This window comes from Lacrimispora struthionigena (assembly GCF_048627165.1).
Taxonomy (GTDB): Bacteria; Bacillota; Clostridia; order Lachnospirales; family Lachnospiraceae; genus Lacrimispora.
Map to the genome: position 1 here is coordinate 483227 of NZ_JBMBWP010000002.1, position 20990 is coordinate 504216.

The window sequence follows — 20990 nt, forward strand, 5'->3', positions numbered from 1 at the left end:
TTTCCTCCCTTTTTAGATTCGTTCAAACACACGAAGCTTTGAACTCTTTGAGCGTTTGTTTTCTGATAATTCTTCTTCTGATGGTAAAATAGGCTTTCTTGTGATGACTTTACCCATACTTTTTCTTCCGCATACGCAGACCGGAAAGTTATGCGGGCAGATACATGGATCTTCATTATCCTTGAATCTGGTCTTTACAATTCGGTCTTCCAGTGAGTGGAAGGTAATGATGGAAAGCCTTCCTCCAGGATTTAAAAGCCCGATCATGGTATCAAGAGAGTTTTTCAACACATCCAGCTCATGATTGAGTTCAATTCTGATTGCCTGAAAGGTTCGCTTAGAAGGGTGCCCCCCTACCGCTCTTATCTTGGCAGGAATTGCGTTTTTAATAATCTCTGACAATTCTCCCGTAGTTTCAATTGGCTTTACAGCCCTGGCTCTTACAATGTGTTTTGCAATATTCTTTGCAAATTTATCTTCTCCGTAATCCCGTATAATCCGATACAAATCAAATTCGCTGTACTGATTAATAATATCGGCGGCTGTCTGTGGATTTCTCTGATCCATTCTCATATCAAGAGGGGCGTCCTCTTCCCGGTAGGTAAAGCCTCTCTCCGGCATGTCCAGCTGATAGGAGGAAACTCCAAGATCCAGATAAATTCCATCCACTTTTTCAATTCCAAGTTCTGTTAAAACCCCATGTATATTTTCGTAATTGCTTCTGACCACGGTTACCTTGTCTTTATATTCTTTCAGCCGCTCAGTTGCTGCAGCAATGGCATCCGCATCCTGGTCAATTCCGATTAATCTTCCGTGTTCCCCCAGGCGTCTGCATACTTCTAAAGCATGTCCTCCGCCTCCTAAGGTTCCATCAACATAAATCCCGTCTGGTTTTATATTCAGGCTGTCGATGGTTTCATAAAGCAGCACCGATTTGTGTTCAAACATCATATACCTAGTCCTTCCATAGCTTCCGCGATTTCTTCCATATCATCATAGGTATTGGCTGCCGTCCATGCATCCTTGCTCCAGATCTCAATCCTGCTTCCAACTCCTACTAATACTGCGTCTTTATCGATTCCGGCGTGTTCTCTTAATACCGCCGGAAGCAGAATTCTTCCCTGCTTGTCCACTTCACAGGAACTGGCTCCTGCCAGAAAAAATCTGGAAAACTTTCTGGCATTGGTGTTAGTCAGCGGCAGGCTTTTTAATTTTTCTTCCAGGGCTTTCCACTCATCATTGTCATACACAAATAAACAGCCGTCCAAGCCCTTCGTCACGACGAATTCTTCTCCTAGCTGCTCTCTGAATTTGGATGGGACAATAAGACGTCCCTTCGCATCGACCGTATGATTGTATTCACCCATGAACATACTAATCACCTGCATGTACTGGCAGCATGGGGAAATCAGACCACTTTCCCACCATTTTCTACCACTTCGTACCACTTTCCTCCACTTGTACTCTAATTCTAGTACATTTGATTCAAAAACGCAAGGATATTTTCGAATTAATTTCAATTTAATTTGGCTTATTTACTAGGGTTTACGGACTTTTTCCATAATATTCCATAAATCGACAAAAATGGTAATCACACCAGACACTGCTGTTTTACAGGGTTTGGGTGATTACCATTTTCAATTACAAACTGTTTTTATGCCGTTTTTGCTACGTTTTACGGTAACTTTTTTACAACTTAAAATGGGTAAACTTAATCCGGATAATAAATAACCATATCAAGTTTACACATTGCCCCTCCTGTGTTTTCATAGCTATGGGGTTCATCGGCTTTGAAACGGATTGCTTTCCTTTCATTGACAACAAAACTTTTTCCGCCTATCGTGACTGTCACTTCACCGCTAAATACGGTCAGAAATTCTTGTGTACCTTGTAAATGAGGCTCTGTTGATAAATACCCATCCGTTTGAAATTCCACAGAATATATCTCAACCCGGCGAGTGCTGTCAAAAGAAAACGTCGGATAAATTTTTACCCTTCCTTCATCTTCAAGCAATGGTTCAAGACTGTTAATGTCTATTAATTCAATATTTGTTTCTGCTTGGTTGATCAACCGGGAAAAGGAAACTTTTAAACCATTGGCAATTTTCCACATAGTTGATACAGTTGGGTTTACTTCACAACGTTCAATTTGACCCAGCATACTTTTACTCACGCCCGAAAGCTTTGCCACCGTATCAAGACTCAACTTTTTCTCTTCTCTTACTCTTTTCAGGTTTTCAGAAATTACAAGGCTAAGATTATCCAAAAAAATACCTCCCATGATTTGACATTATACTGCACATATGATAGTATTATCCTGCACGTACAGTATAATACACATATTGTATGATATACAGTATATCATGCTGTAATTCCAGAGTAAAGAGAGGTAACATGATTAATGGCAAATCTACTGCAACTTTTATCATATGTTTTTGTTTCAAATATTTCCCCAGGGCCTAATGCAATTATATCAATGTCCAATGCCAGAAAGTTCGGGTTTAAAAAAAGTATCCTGTTTAATTTGGGCATATCTACGGGGGCGTTCATTGTATTATTGGGGAGCAGCCTTTTTAGCTGGATCATATTTGATATTTTCCCTGCCTTTCAGTTGATTATGGTTTGGGTTGGTGCTGCATATATATTGTGGTTAGCCTGGGTTACACTCCAAAGCAAACCCGCCGGAGAAAACAAGTATAATAAAGACAGTGGCAATTTATTTTTGCAGGGGGTAGTCTTGCAGTTTGTAAACCCCAATACGATTTTATATGGGATAACTGCTTTTTCATCTTTTATTCTGCCACAATATCAATCGCCTTTGATTTTAATCTTATTTTGCATTCTGCTTTCTTTCGCTTCCTTTTTCTGTACATTATGTTGGACTGTGTTCGGTGCTGTATTTCAGATGTTTATTGTAAAGCATACGAAAATTGTTAACATTGTTTTAGCAGTATTATTAGCATATTGCGCTGTTACCTTAGTTATAAAAACGCTTTAAATACATGGATGCATAAAGAGCCTTCCAGTGGCAGTAATGCCATTAGAAGGCTCTTTATGGGTAACAGACCTGATTGTAAGCTATTAAAGAAACCTGTCACATTACTGTGGCGGCTGGCTATAGCAAAAGATTATGATGCCACTGTCTGATGGTAACCGTATGATTTATAAAATGAAATATAAACCGAACTACAGTATTATCATTTAATACCGAAATAAAACCTTTATTAGAAGATCCACTTCTGGGATAAGTATCATGGCTGTATGTTGCCGACAATGTTCCATAGGTTGAAACCGCATAATCATATTCTCCCGCAAAGGGAATCACAACGCTGAGTGCATAGGTGTTCTCTCCTATATAATACATCCGGGTAACTTCGCTGTTAGAATCATTTTTTACCGCCCCCACATAGGGCTGGAAACTGCCATAAACAACCACTCTCTCCGGAAGTTTCATTCCGGTTTCCTCATCGTAAACATCTTTTGCCCCATAGTCAGAGGAATTTTCCGGGTTCGTTTCCACCTCTTTCAAGGCTTCCTCCCATTCCCATATTCTTTTTATGGTCTCCTCCTGGCTAAATCCCATGGGGCAGTCCGGACTTTTCTCATTGATCTGATAATAATCCTGCACGTCCATCTGATCGTTGTCGCTCCGCTTCATAGTTACGGCTGCCGCATCTAAGGAACGGCGGAAGGGTATTTCAAAAAAGGCGTGATTAACAGCAGACCATAAAGCAGTATATTCCAGGAATTTACCCTGGGCTTCTTGGGATTGGTTGGCAAACCAGCCAATCTGATCATATCCCCACCAGTCACTCCATGCCCGTTCCTCTTTTGACACACTGGCAAAGTCATTTATCACCTTTCCTCCCCAGTTATCATACTCCATGAGATATGGCATGGATTTTAATTCAAACCCATTTGGATTGAATCCGCCTTCACTAAACCCTTCCTTCACCAGTACCAGTCTGTCCCCCTCCCGGTCTGTCACCGGATATCTGGTGTAGGGCATGGCGTGATAATCCAGCAGTAGTTTTCCTCTTATGCTGATGCCATGGCTGTGTGCATCCAGTAACACCAGGTGTCTCCTGGCATTTTTTCTGGCGTAGGTCCGGATCATATCCATTAATTCACCCATTTTCACCATTCCGCGATCATCTGCTGTGTATAAATGAATCTGACCCATGTGAAGTGCTTCATAGCCCGCGTCAATATACTGGACTGCACGGTAATAAAACCACAGTCTCGTCTCCAGCTGGGTGATATCCGGGAGAGCACCATTTTCTTCCCACCAGAACCCATCCGGAGCCTTTGGAAAACGCATCCGTTCGAAAGAAAAGCATCTGTTTTCAGATTCCAATCCAAAAGCCTCAAAAACATAGGCTGGAATGGGAATTGTTTCTAAAGGTCTGTAAACTGCCTCAAAAATGCAGGCCTGCAGAATGATCTCCGGATCAATTTCATGAACCTTTTCCGCCAGCTCCTCTGATTTTTTAAAATGTTCTTCTTCATCCGAATCCGGATACCAGTAACCAGATGCCCTGCCAAGAAACTTGATACCCAGATTTTTAATGGCTCTTAAATCATCACTAAGTGTTTTGGTATGAATTAAAAAAGCTGCCGATGCCGCTCTGGAAAGATAGTTTTTAAGCACTTCCAGTTCAATTACCGTATCAAAGGTGTAGTTTTTCATAATTCCACCCCGTAGTTCTTCATCACGAACAGTGCAAAAAGTGAATCGGCCCACGCAAACCAGTCTCTGGTATATTGGGACGGATCGTCACAAAAGAAGCTTTCATGCATGACTCTGGTTCCGCCGCGGGTATTTAAAATATCGGATAGAAGTGCTTCTCTTTTTATGGGATCCTTCTCCGTCAGACCTTCCATAATTAATGCAATATGCCAGATATAGCGGTCCGGCGTATGAGGACTTCCCACTCCCTGTCCATATGTTCCTTTAAAATAGTACGGATTCCTGCTGCTTAACAGAAATCTTCTTGTATTCTCATAGATTTCACTTTCTTCTGTTTCATACTTCAGCCACGGAATAGAGAGGAGGCTGGGAACATTAGCATCATCCATCAGGTTGTAATTACCATAGCCGTCTGTCTCATATGCATAGATGTCTCCGAATTCAGGGTCTTTCACAATACCAAACTTTCGGATTCCCTCTTCTATTTCATGTCTAAGCCTACGGGCAGAATCTGCAAGATCTAAATCCCGATATATGTTTATGGAATACTCCTCTATATGTTTTAGTACCACTGAAGCAAACATATTAGAAGGAATTAAATAACCGTATCTGCATGCATCATCACTGGGGCGAAAACCGGACCAGGTCATACCTGTATATGCGGTAGGTGTACCTTTTCCGCCTTCCGGGAGTGTATCCGAAGGCGGGCAGTTTCTTCGTTCAAAGCGGTACGTAGAGTCTTTGTCATGATTCTGCTCTCTTTTCCATATAGAAACAATCTGCAAAAGCCCTTGCTTCACCTCATTTGAAAATATCTCCTGGTCTCCTGTCATTTCAAAATACTCATGAAGCAGCCATACCGGATAACAGAGAGAATCCACTTCGTATTTTCTTTCCCAGTTCCAGGGTGTGGAGTCGGTAATATCCTCATCCCAACAGTTCCCGTTTGCTTCCTCATTAAACGCATTGGCATATGGGTCGATGAGAATATAACGGAACTGCCTTTTTATCAACCCCCGTACCAGTTCAGCCAGTATGGGGTATTTCTTCAAAAACGGCAGATAATGAATCACCTGAGCGGAGGAATCCCGAAGCCACATTGCATGAATGTCTCCGGTTATTACAAACACTTCTCCATTCTCCAAAAATCGGACTGTTGTTTTGGCTGTAGTCTGAAAACATTTCTCGAATGTCTGAAGTAAATCCTCATTCACAGGCAGCTTATTTTTAATAGTTTCGGCAATCTCTTCCACCGCTTGGTTTAATAATCTCTGTTTTTCTTCCAGCTTCATACTGCCTCCTGTCCTATAGTTGTTAATTAAATCTGACTAAAATAGTTTTTATTTCGTAAGGCGTAAATTCCAGGCTGACCGGTCCGCTTTTAAAATCTTCCTTGGGCCGTTCCATTAAATCACACTGGCACCAGGAAGAGATATTGAGTGCGCTTGTCAGTACTGCGCTCACTCTTGCCCCTGCAAATTCATGAAACCGTAAGACGATATCCTGAGAATGCTCTGCCTGTTTGATGCAGTCTGCGACAATATAGTCACTATCAAGATGAAACAGACTTCCTGCCGTGATTTTTGGTGCACCAGAGACTGCTGTAATGGGATTATTTAAATCAAAGGACTCCTGTTCCAGTCCGGAGTCGTACCATTCTTCCCTATGAGGATAGAGAGAATAGGTAAATTCATGCAAGCCTAAATCTGCGGCATAATCGGGATCTGTTGCCGATTTAATTAAAGTTAGGCGCATGGTATCCTCATAGATATCGTGGCCATACTTGCAGTCATTTAAGAGCGCCACTCCATATCCCGTTTCACTGAAATCCACCCACTTATGGGCAACTACTTCAAATCTGGCGGCTTCCCAGCTGTCATTTCTTGTTATTCTGCGTCTGATGTTTCCATACTGAATATCAAATCTGGCGTCTATGCTTCTGATGCCTACAGGAAATGCCGTCTTTAACAGTTTCTGGCGTTCTTCCCATATGATCCTGGTTTTAAAGTCAATCCTTTTCTTTTCATGGTAAAGACACATGGTTTGTGAGATTGTGGATTTGTGATAGTCCCAGGAGAATGAAATCCAGATTCCAAGCGGATTTACTTCTGTACGAACCTCCTTTAAATCCCTGATTTCTTCCATCTTATTTCCATACGTCGGTTCCAGTTCCCATGCGTCAAAGCATCTTGGCTTGTCTTCAAAGACCTGCAAGACATTGCCCCTCTTCCCTTTTGAAAGAATATCCCTGCCTGCTTCTTTATCATAAATTTCCGTCAGCTGCCCCCACTCATTCCAGACAACGCGGTAATATCTGGTTTCTGCCTGGCGGGAACTCTCTTGTGTACTTATATGACTGGAATCCTGACTGGCATAATCCACTTCCAAAGAAGCCGCAACCCGGTACAGAGTCGTAAAAGAAAACGGAGCCATGTCCTTAACCAGAACCTGTGATACCCCATCCTTTGTATAACTGTCAAGAAGCTGTCCATTTTCATCCTGGAAACGGTCACCGTCCGAGGTTTCAGAAATCGTGACAACAGAGGTTCTCTTCCAATTTGAATTATTCCATACCGAATAAACTCCTGGTTTTTCCACATACAGCGCCTGACTGATCTGGTTTTCTACCTCAGCTAGAAGCCGACAGGCCTTTTCGTATTCCACATGGCTGTCCTCATACACTTCCCTGATAGAGGAACCAGGCAGAATATCATGAAATTGCTGGCAGAGAACGATTTTCCAGGCCTTTTGCAGTCTTTCTCTGTCATAGGCAATACCTCCCCACTCGTTTGCCAGAACAGAGCGTATCTCTGTGTCCCGAAGGTAAAATTCCATCTTCCGGTTCATTTTCTTATTGTATGCCTGGGAGGTGTAGGTTCCTCTGTGAAACTCCAGATATAGTTCCCCATCCCAGACCGGGAGGTTTCCTTCCATTTCATTTCGTTCTACAGTTTCTCTCAGCCTTCTGAAATACTCCGTTGCACTCTCAAACTGTACTTTGGGAATCCCGGGAATCTTATTCAAATGTTTCAGTGTCTCTATCATATCACGGTTTGGACCGCCGCCGCCATCTCCATATCCATATGAAATAAGAAGATCCCGGTTTAAGTCTTTATTTTTATAGTTATCCCATACCCCCTTGACAGCATAGGGTCTGGTATCTCCATTGTAGGTGTAGGAATCGGAATCCTGATCGGTAGTGGTGACGAAATGAGCTGTAATCTCAGTCCCGTCAATTCCCTTCCAAAGGAAGGTGTCAAAGGGCAGACGGTTGGTATCATTCCAACTGATCTTGGTAGTCATGAATGCCTCCACTCCTGACTTTTTCAGAATCTGGGGAAGTGCCCAGGAATACCCGAAGACATCCGGAAGCCAGAGGAATTCACTCTCATATTCAAATTCATCCTGAAAGAAATTTTTACCTACAAGGATCTGTCTTACAATGGACTCGCCGCTTGCCAGGTTACAGTCGCATTCCACCCACATGGCTCCGGCAGGTTCCCATTTGCCCTCTTTTACCCGTCTTTTAATGGAATCATAAATATCCGGATAATCCTCTTTGATAAATTCATAAAGCTGAGCCTGGGACTGGAGAAAATGATAATGGTCATAACGATCCATCATGCGATTTACCGTGGAAAATGAGCGGGCTGCCTTTTCTCTTGTATGGCGAAGCCTCCACAGCCACGCCACATCGATGTGGGTATGTCCCAGCATACTGACCTGTATGTCCGGTTTTCCCTGCCCTTTCATCTTCCCGTTTAAGTATTCATATGCTTTCCTGATGCTATCATAAAAGCGTTCCGTACCCGGTTCTGTATAATCAACAAAATCAAAGGCTTTAACAAGCATATTCAGCATCCATTCTCTATACTCGTTGCCAGAATCTAAAATATCATAAGTTTCCAGCACATTCCTTGCCAGAAAGTAAAAATCATCGGTATCATGGTCAAGCACCCCGTACTGGGCACGAACCAGTTCCATAGCCATATCTTTCGGAACTCCTCCTCCGTTTAAGCCAGACCAGAGACGGAATTTTAAATCAAGAAAAGCTCCATTTTCTTTCACCTGAAAAAAGACCTCTTTGTGGTTTCCATCCACTCCCTGATATGGATTGCCGTTTAAATAAAGAAGGCTTTCAAAATGGCTGTTATTACCGGTCCCTTCCGGAACGCCAAAATCAAAAATGCCGACTACCTCTTCATCCATAAGTTCTGCTGGTACCATAAGTCTGGTACAGAGCCAGTTATACTGATCCCAGCCTTTCCACCTAAAACCCTGTTCAATTTCCACTGGTTCACCCATGGGCATTCTATTTCCTGTTGTTCCATTGTCCTCGTACCAGAAAATATGGTCAAAACTATGCAGATTTTTATAACGTAACTCTGCCAGTTCTTCAATGAGATGGCAGATCCGGTCTCTGTTGTGTAAATCAAACGCCATGGCAGCCTCCTAAAATTCCTCCGTAAGCTAAGTCGTATTCCTCAACCAGTATCTTTGCCAGTGAATAGGAATTAACCAGCGGGTGTAATGTGAGTGCCCTGACTGCGGTTTCCTTTGAATGGTTTTTAATCGCTTCTACCGTCAGTTTTTCATACATTTTAATCAGCCTGATCAGTAAATAGCAGTGCTCCGGAACCTTTCCTACAGGCACAGGTATGATCCCATTTTTTGATACATGGCAGGTCACCTCGATGACGTCCTGATCCTCCAGTCCTTCAATACAGCCATTATTCTGGACAGACAGTACCAGTTCCCGCCCTTCTTCGCTTTGTAGACCTTCAATACAGTCCAGCATAACTCCGGCATACCCCATTCCATCCGGCACTTCCAGTTCCCCTTTTTTGATGGGTTCCTTTTTATCGTGTCCGGTTTCAATGCTCATATAGGATTCTTCCCTCAGTGCCATGTAATACAGAAATACCTGGAGTGCTTCCTCCGGTTCCTTTTCTATATCCATTTGTTTTAGTTCTTCCATCATTCGGCAATTTACCGATTCAATAGACTTTCCTCTGGTTTCACCAGACTTTTTGATGTTATTAAGAGCCTTTTCCCTGTGATAATAATAGTAGAGATACTCATTGGGCAGATACCCCATTGATCTTAAAAGCTCAGGATCAAAGATAGAAAATTCCTGCACACTCTTTAAAAATGATTCATCAGACAGAAGTTCCTGCAAAATCTCCCGTCCCTCCACTTTCACACTCTGTATCCATGATAAATGATTCAGTCCGAAAAATTCCACAGAAAGCTGATCCTGAGTCACACCCAGCTGCTTTGCCATACGGAATTTGGTGCTGCTGGGAGCATCGCAGATTCCTATGATCCGCTCATATCCTGCATTTTTTAAAGCCTGTGTCACCAGCCCGGAAGGGTTGGTAAAATTAAAGATCCATGCATGGGGAGCATGGATTTTAATCAGCTCGCAGTATTCCATTAAAACAGGAATGGTGCGCACAGCCATGGAAAAACCTCCGGCTCCTGTTGTTTCCTGACCAATAACCCCGGAATTTAAGGCAATTTCCTCATCAACTACTCTGGAATGATCCCCGCCTGCCCTAATTGTAGTTACGATATAATCCGCTCCCGTAATTGCTTCAACTGCATCAAAAGAAGTGCTGATTTTTAACCCCTGTCCCCGTCTTATCACAACATGGCGGCACAAACGGCTTATGATCTCCAATTTTTCCCTGTCAGTATCATATAACAATACTTCATCTATATTTAATTTCTTATAACGATCAAGAAGACCATTAATAAAAATGACTGTTCTTACTCCCGCTCCACCAATTACTGTGATTTTCATTTAATCTTCCTGCCTTTCATCCTGTTGTTTTATAAAATGATACAGCTCCTCTTTCGTTGGAAAGGCTGTATTGCCTCCATATGCTGTGACAGACATGGCACCGCAGGCATTGGCAATCCTCAGACATTGTTCCATGGTCTCGCCCTTTAAAAATCCATAAACAAAGCCTGCATTAAAGGAATCACCGGCTCCGGTGGTATCAACTGCACTTACTGTATAGGGGTGAGACTTGGTGAGCACACCATTCTTCCCACCAATGGACCCGCTCTTTCCCAGCTTGATTACTGCCATGGCGCAGTGCCTTGAAAACTCCAAAGCAGCCTCTTCGGCATTCAGCCCTCTTGTATAATGAAGCGCTTCCGTTTCATTCATAAACAGGATATCTATGAAAGGAAGCAGTTCAAAAATACCCTCATACCACTCCCCTGTTTCATCCCAGCCCACATCAAAGCTGACTGTGGCAGAACTGATTTCCCTGATCTTTTTAAGAAGCATTTTAAATTGATGGTGATTGCGGCTGCCGGCATAAGAAGTCAGGTGAATATGCCCCGCATCTTTTACTCCTTCAAAATCAATGGCCTCTAAGTTCCATTCCTCATTGGTTCCCCTGTATGTGAGAAAGGAACGATCCTTTTCATTGGTAAAACTTAAAGAAATTCCTGTTTTATTCTTTTGTGACGTACCCAAAAAGGTACAGTCTACGTGACTGCGTTTCAACTCCTCACGAAGCCAGTCTCCATGGCAGTCCGCTCCCACACTTCCCTGAAAAGCCGGGGTCAACCCCAGCTTTCCAAGTCCTAAAGCAAACAGTGCCGCTCCGCCGCCCGGATAAACATTCATGTCTTCTACCACATGCTCCTGACCGGCGCCGGGAAACTGTTCCACTCCCGGTATTACAATATCCACATTTATATCTCCATAAATAAATACATCCCACTTTTTTCCTGTCATGGAATCCTCCGTCTGTCAGCCTGATTTACTCTTTTACAGCTCCGATCATGGCCCCTTTTGTAAAATACTTCTGCGCAAAGGGATATACACATAAAATGGGAACTGTTGTTATGATAACTGCCGCCATCTTAAGAGAATCTGAGGTGACAGAATTGGTATTCTGGGCAATTGCCTGAGCCACCGAAGTTACCTCTTTGTTCGCCATGGCTCTGGTCAGCATTTGCTGTAAAACGGTCTGTACCGGCCACAGCCGGCTGCTTCTCATGTAAAACGCTCCTGAGAACCAGTCGTTCCAGTGATTGACTGCCGTATATAATCCCACAACTGCAATAACCGGCTTGCTTAAAGGCAGTACAATTCTGGTGAAAATCCCAAAATATCCACAGCCATCAAGCTTTGCAGATTCTTCCAGGCTCTCCGGTATGCTCTCAAAAAAGGTTCTCATCATCAACAGGTACGTAACGCTTACCAGACCAGGAACAACATAAACACTGAAATGATCCACCAGTCCCAGTCTGTTGTACTGAATATAAGTGGGGATCATCCCTCCTCCAAACAGCATGGTAAAGGTTATCAGCATAGTAAGAATTTTTCTGCCCGGCAGTTCCTTCTCCTTTAACGCATAAGCGGCAAAGGAGGTCACGGTTAAGCTGGCAGCCGTTCCAATTACAGTTCTTGCTATGGTAATCATATAAGCCTTGGTTATGGTTCCATCCTTGAATACCTGTTTATAATTATCCAGGGTAAACATTCTGGGCCAGAAATAAATGCCTCCTTTTGCCGCATCCTTTCCGTCATTAAAAGACAGAGCCGCAATGTTTAAACAGGGCAGGATGATGGCAAGGCACAGTCCTATGACCACGCAATAGATTAAAACCTGAATCACCTGTTCCGATCTGCCTGATTTTATTTTACTGCGTCTGTTCACAGCCTCTTTTGCTTTCATGTCTGAGCACCCTGCCCTTTCGTTCTCACTGGATTTTATTTTTTGTCAAAGTCGATGGCTGAAGGATCTTTTTTGTAAAGCTCTGTTAAATATTCCACGAACTTGTCATTACCAGCTGCTTTTAACTGCTGGCGGAACGATTCCACAATCTTTTTTGCCTCGTCGTCTGTTCCTGCATAAACTGCCTGAACGATCATTTCCTTATAGTTAAGGAGAGACATCTGTGCTTTTACTTCTGCCATGGAATCGGCTGATAAATATCCGGTTGCATCCAGTCCTGGAACCAGTCTGTAGGTAATTGGATAATCCTTTGCTACCTCTACCGCACGTTTAAAGGTTGTGCTGGAATTGGAACCTGGCCGGTTTTCGCCGAAATTATTCATGTTGTCTAAATTGGTCAAAGCAAAGCTGAAGAATACGCAGCCTGTATATCCAAAGCCGGCGCCGATGTTGTTAACCAGGTAATCCTTGTCACCATCATTTAATTTCTTTAACGCTTCATCAGTCAGTACCGGTTTTCCATCCTTCATCTCATAGCTTTTTCCCTCTACGCCGTACTGGCAGAGAAGCTGGCCTTCCGGAGTGGATAAATAATCAAAGAATTTTAAGATTTCTTCCGGTTTCTTTGCATCTGCAGAAATGGCCCACACGCCGTTCTGTTTTTTTCCATGAACTACTTTCGCATTATTACCAGTAATATCGTCTAACGGTCCAAGGGGAACCCAGTCTTCAGAAGCGTATATAATATCCTGATAATTGTGTACATCTGCCATAATTGCGGAATTATGAGATCTGGACACTTCTTCCGCTCTGGTTCCATCCATGGTGAAGAACTCGGGATTCATCAGGCCTTCTGCCAGCAGTTTTCTCAAGTAATTGATTTTTTCAAATACGTAATCCGTATCTGCCTCGTGCTTAATCACGCCGTTACTGTCTAAGTTGTAGCCATCACTGACACCCCAGGTAAATCCAGGTACAATGTACTGCAGTGTATCAGGAGATCCTCCCCAGTATTTCGGTCCAAGGGGATAAACAGGATTTCCGTTGTCATCTTTAAAATCTCCGTTTTTAATCTGTACCAGCAGGTCATAGAACTGCTCCTGTGTTCTGATCTTAGACGGATCAATTCCAAGCTTATCTACAATTGCTTTTTGAATGTACATCCCGCCTCTGTATGCAGTCTGTGGATCATAGATTAAAGATCTGTCCTCGGAATCAACCGATAAAGGCAGAATATAAGCTGCACCTTTAAAATCTTCCCGGAAGGTAATGTTTTTCTTTGAATCATCGGGTAAATATTTATCTTCCAGGTAATGGCTGTAAACTTTTGTATCCTTTAACAATCCGGATACATCAGCAAACATACCTTCCTTTGCTGCCTTTAAAAGAATAGGAAATTCTTTTCTCGTGGAATCATCCATATAAGAGAAAATCACATCCGGAATGGTTCCAGATGCCAGCTGGGCTGCCATAACATTGGAATCCTTATCACCAGGAGTATACTGGATATCCAGTTTAATACCCGTGCGCTTTGTAAGCTCCTTCATAACCTCTGTATTGGCCAGATCCTTTGGCAGACTGTTTCCGATATCATCAACGTAAGCCTGCACCGTAATGGTCCGGTCTGCAATCCATGTATCCGGTTTCCCGGAATTGTCAGAAGTTTTGCTCTCTTCGCCTTTTGTCCCCTCATTTGCTTTCGAGCTGCAGCCTGTTACTCCCGCTGCGCCCATTGCCACCACTAATACTCCCGCAAGCAGCCGCTTTCCAATACTTTTCCTCATAAAAATACCTCCTCTTTTCATCTTTTATTTACCAGAGACTGACTCCTGTAAATCGTTTTGATAACCGGTTACACACAATTACCAGAATAAGTCCTACAATACCCTGAATAAGTCCTACCGCTGTGGCATAACCAAACTGTCCATTCATAAGACCCATCTGAAGAACAAAGGTATCAAGTGTATCTGCAACCGCCATGTTGCCGGGAGTCCGCAGTAAGTATATCTGTTCAAATCCGCTGGACAAAAGTCCTCCCACTCCCATAATGAAAAGCAGACCAATGGTACCCCGAATTCCTGGCAATGTAATATGCCAGATTTTTTTTAACTTGGAACAGCCATCAATGCTTGCTGCCTCATAAAGAGCCGCATCTACGCCGCTGATTGCTGCCAGATATATAATGGAATCCCAGCCGATATTTCTCCATAAATCCATGGAGAATAACAGCTGAAAGAAATACTTTGGTTCCATTAAGAAAAATGTACTGGAATCCCCTCCCAGTTTGCCGATAAACTGGTTTAACACACCGATGTTGGGTGCCAGGATCCTCTGAAGCATGGTCACTATAATAACTGTGGATAAAAAATGTGGCAGATACGTAATGGTCTGGCTGATCTTTTTGAATTTCTCATTTTTAAACTCATTAAGCAAAAGTGCAAGAATAATTGCAAAAGGAAATTCCAGAATACATTTAATAAATCCCACAATCAGTGTGTTTCTTAATAATCTGGGAAAATCGTAGCTGGTAAAAAACATGCGGAAATAGCGAAATCCAACCCAGGGACTTCCCCATATCCCCTTCCGGAAGGAATAGTCCTTAAATGCAAGTATGACTCCTCCCATTGGTATATAACAGATGAGAACATAATAAATGATGCAGGGCACCAGCATGAGATACAAAGGCCAGAACCGGATCAACTTCTTTGTTATGGACATATTAACTCTCTCCTTTTTCTTCAGCCGCAAATTTAAGTCTTACGCAAACCGGGTAATGATCAGAAAGATAAACGCCCTCCCAGGATTCATCCCAGATGGTTACTTCCCGGCAGATCACTTTCCTGTCCCCAAAAATATAGTCGATCTTTTCCGGTTCCTGCCTTCCATAATCATGAAAGGTTCCAGCTGTTCCTGCTGTAAAATCAATAAATTCCTCAGCCGTATTCATGACTTTCATTTCCGGCGAATCCGGACAGGCATTAAAATCTCCTGTAATGACAGCCGGGGCGTCGCAGTGACGCCAGTCATCTTTGACTGTTTTCAGAATCTGCATGAGAGCTGCCTCTCTCGCTTCTTTGCCTTCATGATCCAGATGAGTATTATAAATGCGAATCAGCTTTCGTTCCTCAAGACTCCACAGTACAACCTTTGTACAGGTTCTTGGACACATGCTTTGATTTTCATAACGGGAGCCAAAAACCTGAGGCGTATTGGAAAGCCAGAAAACCTCCAGTCCCAGTAGATCAAATTTCATTTTCCGATAGGCAACTGCAGTCTGCTCATCCTCTAATTCTTTCCCTCTCCCGCAGCCTACAATGTTGTAATCCGTTAAATTTTCTTTCAGCCACAGCGCCACATGAGGCAGAACTTCCTGAAAGCAAATTACGTCGGGAGACTCTTTTTCAATTTTTTGTAAAATATACGGTTTGCGGAAACAGAAGCTGTTTTCCTCGTCCTGACCATAATCGCACCGGATATTAAATGTAACCAGTTTCACTTGTAAACACTCCCTTCCTGGTATCTGATATAAGGATATCGGAAAATTCATTTCTCCACAATGGACATTTCTCCGCTTATCAGTGGATAATTGTTAAACTTTAACTACCTGTATTGCGTCCTGATTGCAGCAGTAGTATAGTGTGCTTAACACAGAAGAAAATGGAGGTTTTTTATGGAATTAATCTATGAAACAGGGGGAATTTTAAACGAAGGTTTCGTAGGACAGATCTCTTATACTGTCTGTCTGGACAAAGTTTACGACGCTATGGACATTGAATTTACCTTTGACAAACAGCATTATGAGACTATCACAAAAGAAATGGAAAAAAAAATCAGAGAGTCCTGCAATGGCACTGAATACGAACATGCTTCGGAGGAAGAACTCATGGATGCCATGAGAGGAATGAAAACTGAGATACATACCATTGTAACCATGAATGATACCTTTATTGGGGGCGTACATAAACAGCTCACTACAAGACACATGGTTTTTTCAGAGGATTTCACCAGTGACGGCTGCATCCCCCAGGAACAGATTTCCGGAGTAATTAAGGTGACTCTGGCAGTCTTTAATGTGCTTCTTGACGGAACAAACTACCGCCTGAAGTTAACCGCAGGAAATCAGGAAAAGCAAATTTCATCAGATGGAGGTGCCTATGTATAAGCGACTGGAGCTTCACAACCACACCACAGAATCAGACGGTACAATGACCCCCTCCCAGCTGATCCAGTTTATGGAGGAGAATCTTGTAGATGGGTTTGCAATTACAGACCACAATACCATTTCCGGCCATAGTAAAATCAAAGGACTGCTGAAACAGAAAAAAAGCAGTATCTCTTCCATTTATGGAATGGAGTATACCACCTATTACGGACACATCCTGTGCCTGAATTTAAAAGAATACCTTTCCTGGGAATCCATAGATTACCATCGACCGGAGCGATTGTTTCACAGTCTGAAAGAAAAAGGAGCCCTGGTTGGAGTTGCCCATCCATTTTCCTATGGACACCCATTTGCCAGAGGCTGTCGGTTTGATATGACAATTACAGATTTTAATTCCTTTGATTTTATTGAAATATTTAATAATCCGGAACCCCTTCACCAGGTAAATGAACCCGCACTTTTATGGTGGGAAGATCTTATATTAAAAGGATTTCCACTGTCCGCCACCTGCGGTATGGATTTACACGGCAGGTGGGACATGAACAATCAATATGCCACCTTCATAGAAGGAGTGGACGGCGGCAATGTTGAAAAAGAACTGGAAGATGCCATACGGCATCAAAAAACCTGGGTTTCCAGAGGACCGATTTTAGAATCCCAATATAACCCCCAGAAGCAGACAATCTTATTCACCATCTGCGAGACAAAAAAACCGGGATTCATTCACTCAGACAGTGACCGTTATATCCTCTCCCTTCGAAGTATGACAGGAACTGTTGTAAAAGAATTCCCGGACTGCCGGTCTTTGGAAATCCCGTTCAATGAGCTGTATCGGGATTCCAATACCCGGTCTGTTCTCATCCCAAAGCTGTATCAAAACGATACAGCCATTGAAAATCTGGTGGCTGTGGCACCTGTCATCGTACCAGACTGATCATTCGTAATTATCTGCGGTGGGCTTTGCGGTACTCCAAAGGAGTCAGGCCAGTAGTCTTTTTAAAGACACGAAAGAAATACTGGCTGTCCTCATAGCCCACCTCTTTGGATATATCAGCGATACTTTTTCCCGTATTCACTAGATAATCACAGGCTTTATTTAAACGCAGCTCCTTAATGTAATTAACGGTGGTCTGCCCGGTCTCCCGCTTAAATATGGTGGAATAGTAATTGGGACTTAAGGAATACTTTTCAGCCAGTTCATTGACCGAAATATCCCTGTTGTAATTATCCCTGATGTATTTAATGCTTAATTTCACCTTGTTTTTTGCATTGCCATCCGGGTCGGCATCTGCATTCATACAGTCCATGATGAGCAGGTAAAGATGTCTTCGTAAATCCTCTAATGAGCGAAAGGAAGCAAACAGTTCCGGCTTCATTACCAGCTTTTCTATCTTATCCGGATCCATGGCTGCCGAATTAGAAAGACTCAATATCATGTTTGTAATTCTGGTCCATAGAATCCGCACATAAGAAGTATTGTATTTCTTTATGTTCTCATCTGAAAATATATCCTGGATCATCACTTCAATATGCTCTGGATCATGACGCTCAATATACCGGCGCAGCATGTTCAGTTCCGATACAGGAAACTGGTCTGCAGACAAAACCCTGATATCATCATAAAAATACAGATTGGAATTTCCGTGAATGACTCTTTGGGCCAGGCTTTCTCTCGCCTCTTCCACCCCGTTTTTCACTGTTTCCAAAAGAGCCGTGCTGACACCAACCGTAAGAGAAATCCGAAGCTTTTTACGCATCACATTAGAAAATATGGTAAGGAGCCGTTCTGTTTCCAGGCGAAGCTGATTTTTATTTTCATGACTGGTTAACCCGTAAAGCTGGTTGCTATTGCCCAGATTGCTTACGATCAGCTTCCCGCAAGGGGAAGAAATCTCCATAAATACATTTTTAATAGAAAACTGGATTAAATCAATGTCTTTACATTCAAAATAACTATGGTCATAGCTGTCTCCGTCAATGTGAATTATCATCACCATCACATAACGGTTAAGAAGAGGAAACTTCTGAAACACTGCTGTTTCCTGGGAATTGCCTGCGCCAATGGCTTCCTGGTTTAAAAGCAGATCATTCACTGTCTTTTCAAACAGATAAGTCCGGTTCTCCTCCATAGAGCGTATGCCCTTTTGTATCATCTGCCTTTCCTTCTTCTTTTCATCAATCCGTTCTGCCACTTCTTCTACCGCTTTTTTTAATGCCTCATTGGATATTGGCTTTAAAAGATAAGCTGTCACCCCCAGCCGGATCGCCTGTTCCGCATATTCGAATTCCGCGTAGCCGCTTATAATAATAAAATGGATATCAGGTAAAAATGATTTCACCCTTCGAATCAGGGTCAGACCATCCATATCCGCCATACGGATATCTGTAATAACAATATCCACTGGTTGATTTTTAAGTATTTCAATTGCCGCAAGTCCGCTTTCCGCCTCATACAATTGCACAGGCTTCAGATTCAAATACTGAAGTCTGGCAATCATCCCCTGTCTGATTAAGTCTTCATCGTCTACAATTAAAACCCTTTTATCCATTTATGCCCCTCCTATTGCATGAAAGGCAGACATATGGTGAAAATGCTGCCCTTATTCTCCCCGCTTTCAATGGTGATTCCATATTCCTCACCATAAGTAAGCTTAATTCTTTGATTTACATTCTGTATCCCGATACTCTGCTTTTTCCTCTCCTCATCGCCCCTGATTTCAATGTGATCCCTGATCTCCTCCACCAGCTCTTCCGACATGCCGATTCCATCATCTGCAATCTTAATCATCAGATAGTCATCTTCCTGGTAAATGGAGATTTCCAAAGTTCCTGTCTGTTCCATCACACTCAGACCATGAACTATGGCATTTTCCACAATGGGTTGCAAAATAAACCTTAAAACCAGATTTTTCTCCAGTCCCGGTTCCACATTGTAATACGCTTCGAATTTATTTCCAAAACGGGTTTTTTGTATATAAATATAATTCTGAGTATGGGAAAGCTCCTGTTCCACAGTAACAAATTCCCCGTAATTTCTGCCCAGACTGTAACGGAAATTCTCACCCAGCTTTTCGCAAAGATCACAGATAAGAAAAACTCCGTTTACAGCAGCGATGGAACTGATGGTCTCCAGAGTATTGTATAAAAAATGAGGATTAATCTGCAGCTGAAGATTACGCACCTGGCTTTCCTTGTTTTCCAGCTGCTGAACGTAATTTTTCTTAATCAGACGGTCCAGTTTTAAAAGCATCTGATTAAACTGCTTATCAAGGACTGCAATCTCGTCACTGCCCTTAATCTCCTCATTAATGGTAAGATCCCCGGTTTCCGCAATTTTTATCTTATCAATTAATCGTGATACACGTTTTGCAAAGCTTCTGGTAAATAAAAAAGCGGTCAGTGCAATAATCACCATAACCAGCACCAGTACCGGCAATATGGAGTTTTGTATTTCCTGCCGTTTGTGATCCAGCTGGCTGTTGTTAAAGAGAAAAATCAGCTTCAGCCCGTAATACTCCTCTGTACTGGTACCGATCATGGTATTCTTGCCATAATTCCCCTTCTGTTTCAGCTCTTCAAAGGATTGTTCCTCTATGATGTCATTGTACGATGGATTAGAAGAATATACAATCTGATTTTTCCGATCCAGCACAATCACGTCATAGGCATAAGAATAATCTTCTCCGATTGCTGGTTCAAACAACTTTTTCGTATACAAGTCCAGTTTTACAAATCCCACGTATTTGCTCTCATAATTGTTCACATCTACATCTACAATATTTTTAATCAGAGACAGTACCTTGCTTTTCTTACCGTCTCCAGTGGCATAAATAAAATAATACTGGTTGGCTGCTTCCTTGCTTATATACCAGATCTCCCTGCTGGCCTCTGTAATCATGGCAACTCTGGTTCCATAAATTTTATTATCCAGATTATTTGAATAAATCATGCAATTCCGGACTTCATATCCGTCCAGATGAAAGGATTTATTCACCTCAATACTGACATCATTCCCCATGACGTAGGGGTTTTTCTCCCCGCTTCTCCCCTGTAGGGTATTTAAAACAATGGTATTATTGGACAGCTGCTTCAAACTGTACTGATACTGATTTAATTTACTCTCAAGAGACGTTGTATACTGGGCAACCAGCTGGTTATGTGAGGCAATCAGTTCCTCTGTTATCATATGGCTGATCTTTCGAAGCATCAGAGAACTGATAAAAAGGATGGGGACGATACTTACAACAGCTGTAAATGTAACAAGCTGGGTAAATATGGTGCCTGAATGAAACAAATGTCGAATAACGCTTTTAAGCCTGTTTTTCATAATCCACCTCATTAAATTAACGAAAAGTAATAAGCCAAAAAAGAACAGGATATGTATCTCTACACATTCTGTTCTCCAAAAAAACTCGATTTAAAACAATTGCATTCT

The 20990-nt window shown here is 42.4% G+C and carries 17 protein-coding genes; 3 read left to right on the forward strand and 14 right to left on the reverse strand.

Annotated features, from left to right (window positions below):
- Positions 1–12 precede the first annotated feature (12 nt).
- The 3 genes from rsmH to ACOAOT_RS11200 form a co-directional block, all read right to left on the reverse strand.
- Positions 13–951: a 16S rRNA (cytosine(1402)-N(4))-methyltransferase RsmH gene (gene rsmH, locus ACOAOT_RS11190; protein WP_420217032.1), complete on the reverse strand. Its 939-nt coding sequence runs from the start codon at positions 949–951 to the stop codon at positions 13–15.
- Complete coding sequence (mraZ, locus tag ACOAOT_RS11195) at positions 948–1373, reverse strand: division/cell wall cluster transcriptional repressor MraZ (RefSeq protein WP_420219414.1); 426 nt, start codon at positions 1371–1373, stop codon at positions 948–950. The genes rsmH and mraZ overlap by 4 nt, the downstream gene beginning before the upstream one ends.
- Before the next feature lie 338 nt (positions 1374–1711).
- Entirely contained in the window at positions 1712–2266 is a 555-nt protein-coding gene (locus tag ACOAOT_RS11200) for a helix-turn-helix domain-containing protein (protein ID WP_420217033.1), read from the reverse strand.
- A 135-nt stretch (positions 2267–2401) separates the two neighbouring features.
- Between ACOAOT_RS11200 and ACOAOT_RS11205 the strand changes: the two genes are divergently transcribed.
- Positions 2402–2998: a LysE family transporter gene (locus ACOAOT_RS11205; protein ID WP_420217034.1), complete on the forward strand. Its 597-nt coding sequence runs from the start codon at positions 2402–2404 to the stop codon at positions 2996–2998.
- A 117-nt stretch (positions 2999–3115) separates the two neighbouring features.
- On the opposite strand, the gene ACOAOT_RS11210 is transcribed toward ACOAOT_RS11205, so the two are convergent.
- The 9 genes from ACOAOT_RS11210 to ACOAOT_RS11250 are packed head-to-tail and all read right to left on the reverse strand — an operon-like array spanning position 3116 to position 15889.
- Positions 3116–4690, reverse strand: a complete 1575-nt coding sequence (locus ACOAOT_RS11210) for a hypothetical protein (protein WP_420217035.1) — start codon at positions 4688–4690, stop codon at positions 3116–3118.
- Complete coding sequence (locus tag ACOAOT_RS11215) at positions 4687–5982, reverse strand: glycoside hydrolase family 125 protein (RefSeq protein ID WP_420217036.1); 1296 nt, start codon at positions 5980–5982, stop codon at positions 4687–4689. The genes ACOAOT_RS11210 and ACOAOT_RS11215 overlap by 4 nt, the downstream gene beginning before the upstream one ends.
- A gap of 22 nt (positions 5983–6004) precedes the next feature.
- Positions 6005–9133, reverse strand: a complete 3129-nt coding sequence (locus tag ACOAOT_RS11220) for an alpha-mannosidase (protein WP_420217037.1) — start codon at positions 9131–9133, stop codon at positions 6005–6007.
- Positions 9123–10496, reverse strand: a complete 1374-nt coding sequence (locus ACOAOT_RS11225; RefSeq protein ID WP_420217038.1) for a family 4 glycosyl hydrolase — start codon at positions 10494–10496, stop codon at positions 9123–9125. The genes ACOAOT_RS11220 and ACOAOT_RS11225 overlap by 11 nt, the downstream gene beginning before the upstream one ends.
- Positions 10497–11447 carry a carbohydrate kinase family protein gene (locus ACOAOT_RS11230; RefSeq protein ID WP_420217039.1) on the reverse strand — a complete coding sequence of 317 codons (951 nt, stop codon included), beginning with the start codon at positions 11445–11447 and terminating at the stop codon, positions 10497–10499. It lies immediately after the preceding gene.
- 25 nt (positions 11448–11472) lie between these two features.
- Entirely contained in the window at positions 11473–12393 is a 921-nt protein-coding gene (locus ACOAOT_RS11235) for a carbohydrate ABC transporter permease (protein ID WP_170823385.1), read from the reverse strand.
- A 35-nt stretch (positions 12394–12428) separates the two neighbouring features.
- Positions 12429–14177: an extracellular solute-binding protein gene (locus ACOAOT_RS11240; RefSeq protein ID WP_420217040.1), complete on the reverse strand. Its 1749-nt coding sequence runs from the start codon at positions 14175–14177 to the stop codon at positions 12429–12431.
- Between the two features lie 28 nt (positions 14178–14205).
- Entirely contained in the window at positions 14206–15111 is a 906-nt protein-coding gene (locus ACOAOT_RS11245) for an ABC transporter permease (RefSeq protein ID WP_420217041.1), read from the reverse strand.
- 1 nt (position 15112) lies between these two features.
- Complete coding sequence (locus ACOAOT_RS11250) at positions 15113–15889, reverse strand: endonuclease/exonuclease/phosphatase family protein (protein ID WP_420217042.1); 777 nt, start codon at positions 15887–15889, stop codon at positions 15113–15115.
- Between the two features lie 174 nt (positions 15890–16063).
- On the opposite strand from ACOAOT_RS11250, the gene ACOAOT_RS11255 reads away from it, so the two are divergent.
- A complete protein-coding gene (locus ACOAOT_RS11255; protein ID WP_420217043.1) occupies positions 16064–16555 on the forward strand; it encodes a DUF6669 family protein in 492 nt (163 codons plus the stop codon).
- Positions 16548–17489 carry a CehA/McbA family metallohydrolase gene (locus ACOAOT_RS11260; protein WP_420217044.1) on the forward strand — a complete coding sequence of 314 codons (942 nt, stop codon included), beginning with the start codon at positions 16548–16550 and terminating at the stop codon, positions 17487–17489. The genes ACOAOT_RS11255 and ACOAOT_RS11260 overlap by 8 nt, the downstream gene beginning before the upstream one ends.
- A gap of 10 nt (positions 17490–17499) precedes the next feature.
- On the opposite strand, the gene ACOAOT_RS11265 is transcribed toward ACOAOT_RS11260, so the two are convergent.
- Positions 17500–19104 (reverse strand): response regulator transcription factor, encoded by a 1605-nt coding sequence (locus tag ACOAOT_RS11265; RefSeq protein ID WP_420217045.1) that lies wholly within the window; start codon positions 19102–19104, stop codon positions 17500–17502.
- A gap of 11 nt (positions 19105–19115) precedes the next feature.
- Entirely contained in the window at positions 19116–20882 is a 1767-nt protein-coding gene (locus tag ACOAOT_RS11270; protein ID WP_420217046.1) for a sensor histidine kinase, read from the reverse strand.
- Positions 20883–20990: the final 108 nt, after the last annotated feature.

Bases quoted from the DNA above. Each gene is read 5' to 3' on its own strand.
- ACOAOT_RS11260 (WP_420217044.1), top strand. From the start codon at position 16,548: ATGTATAAGCGACTGGAGCTTCACAACCACACCACAGAATCAGACGGT.
- ACOAOT_RS11235 (WP_170823385.1), bottom strand. From the start codon at position 12,393: ATGAAAGCAAAAGAGGCTGTGAACAGACGCAGTAAAATAAAATCAGGC.
- mraZ (WP_420219414.1), bottom strand. From the start codon at position 1,373: ATGTTCATGGGTGAATACAATCATACGGTCGATGCGAAGGGACGTCTT.
- ACOAOT_RS11265 (WP_420217045.1), bottom strand. From the start codon at position 19,104: ATGGATAAAAGGGTTTTAATTGTAGACGATGAAGACTTAATCAGACAG.
- ACOAOT_RS11205 (WP_420217034.1), top strand. From the start codon at position 2,402: ATGGCAAATCTACTGCAACTTTTATCATATGTTTTTGTTTCAAATATT.
- ACOAOT_RS11240 (WP_420217040.1), bottom strand. From the start codon at position 14,177: ATGAGGAAAAGTATTGGAAAGCGGCTGCTTGCGGGAGTATTAGTGGTG.
- ACOAOT_RS11230 (WP_420217039.1), bottom strand. From the start codon at position 11,447: ATGACAGGAAAAAAGTGGGATGTATTTATTTATGGAGATATAAATGTG.
- ACOAOT_RS11255 (WP_420217043.1), top strand. From the start codon at position 16,064: ATGGAATTAATCTATGAAACAGGGGGAATTTTAAACGAAGGTTTCGTA.
- ACOAOT_RS11210 (WP_420217035.1), bottom strand. From the start codon at position 4,690: ATGAAAAACTACACCTTTGATACGGTAATTGAACTGGAAGTGCTTAAA.
- ACOAOT_RS11215 (WP_420217036.1), bottom strand. From the start codon at position 5,982: ATGAAGCTGGAAGAAAAACAGAGATTATTAAACCAAGCGGTGGAAGAG.
- rsmH (WP_420217032.1), bottom strand. From the start codon at position 951: ATGATGTTTGAACACAAATCGGTGCTGCTTTATGAAACCATCGACAGC.
- ACOAOT_RS11220 (WP_420217037.1), bottom strand. From the start codon at position 9,133: ATGGCGTTTGATTTACACAACAGAGACCGGATCTGCCATCTCATTGAA.
- ACOAOT_RS11270 (WP_420217046.1), bottom strand. From the start codon at position 20,882: ATGAAAAACAGGCTTAAAAGCGTTATTCGACATTTGTTTCATTCAGGC.
- ACOAOT_RS11225 (WP_420217038.1), bottom strand. From the start codon at position 10,496: ATGAAAATCACAGTAATTGGTGGAGCGGGAGTAAGAACAGTCATTTTT.
- ACOAOT_RS11245 (WP_420217041.1), bottom strand. From the start codon at position 15,111: ATGTCCATAACAAAGAAGTTGATCCGGTTCTGGCCTTTGTATCTCATG.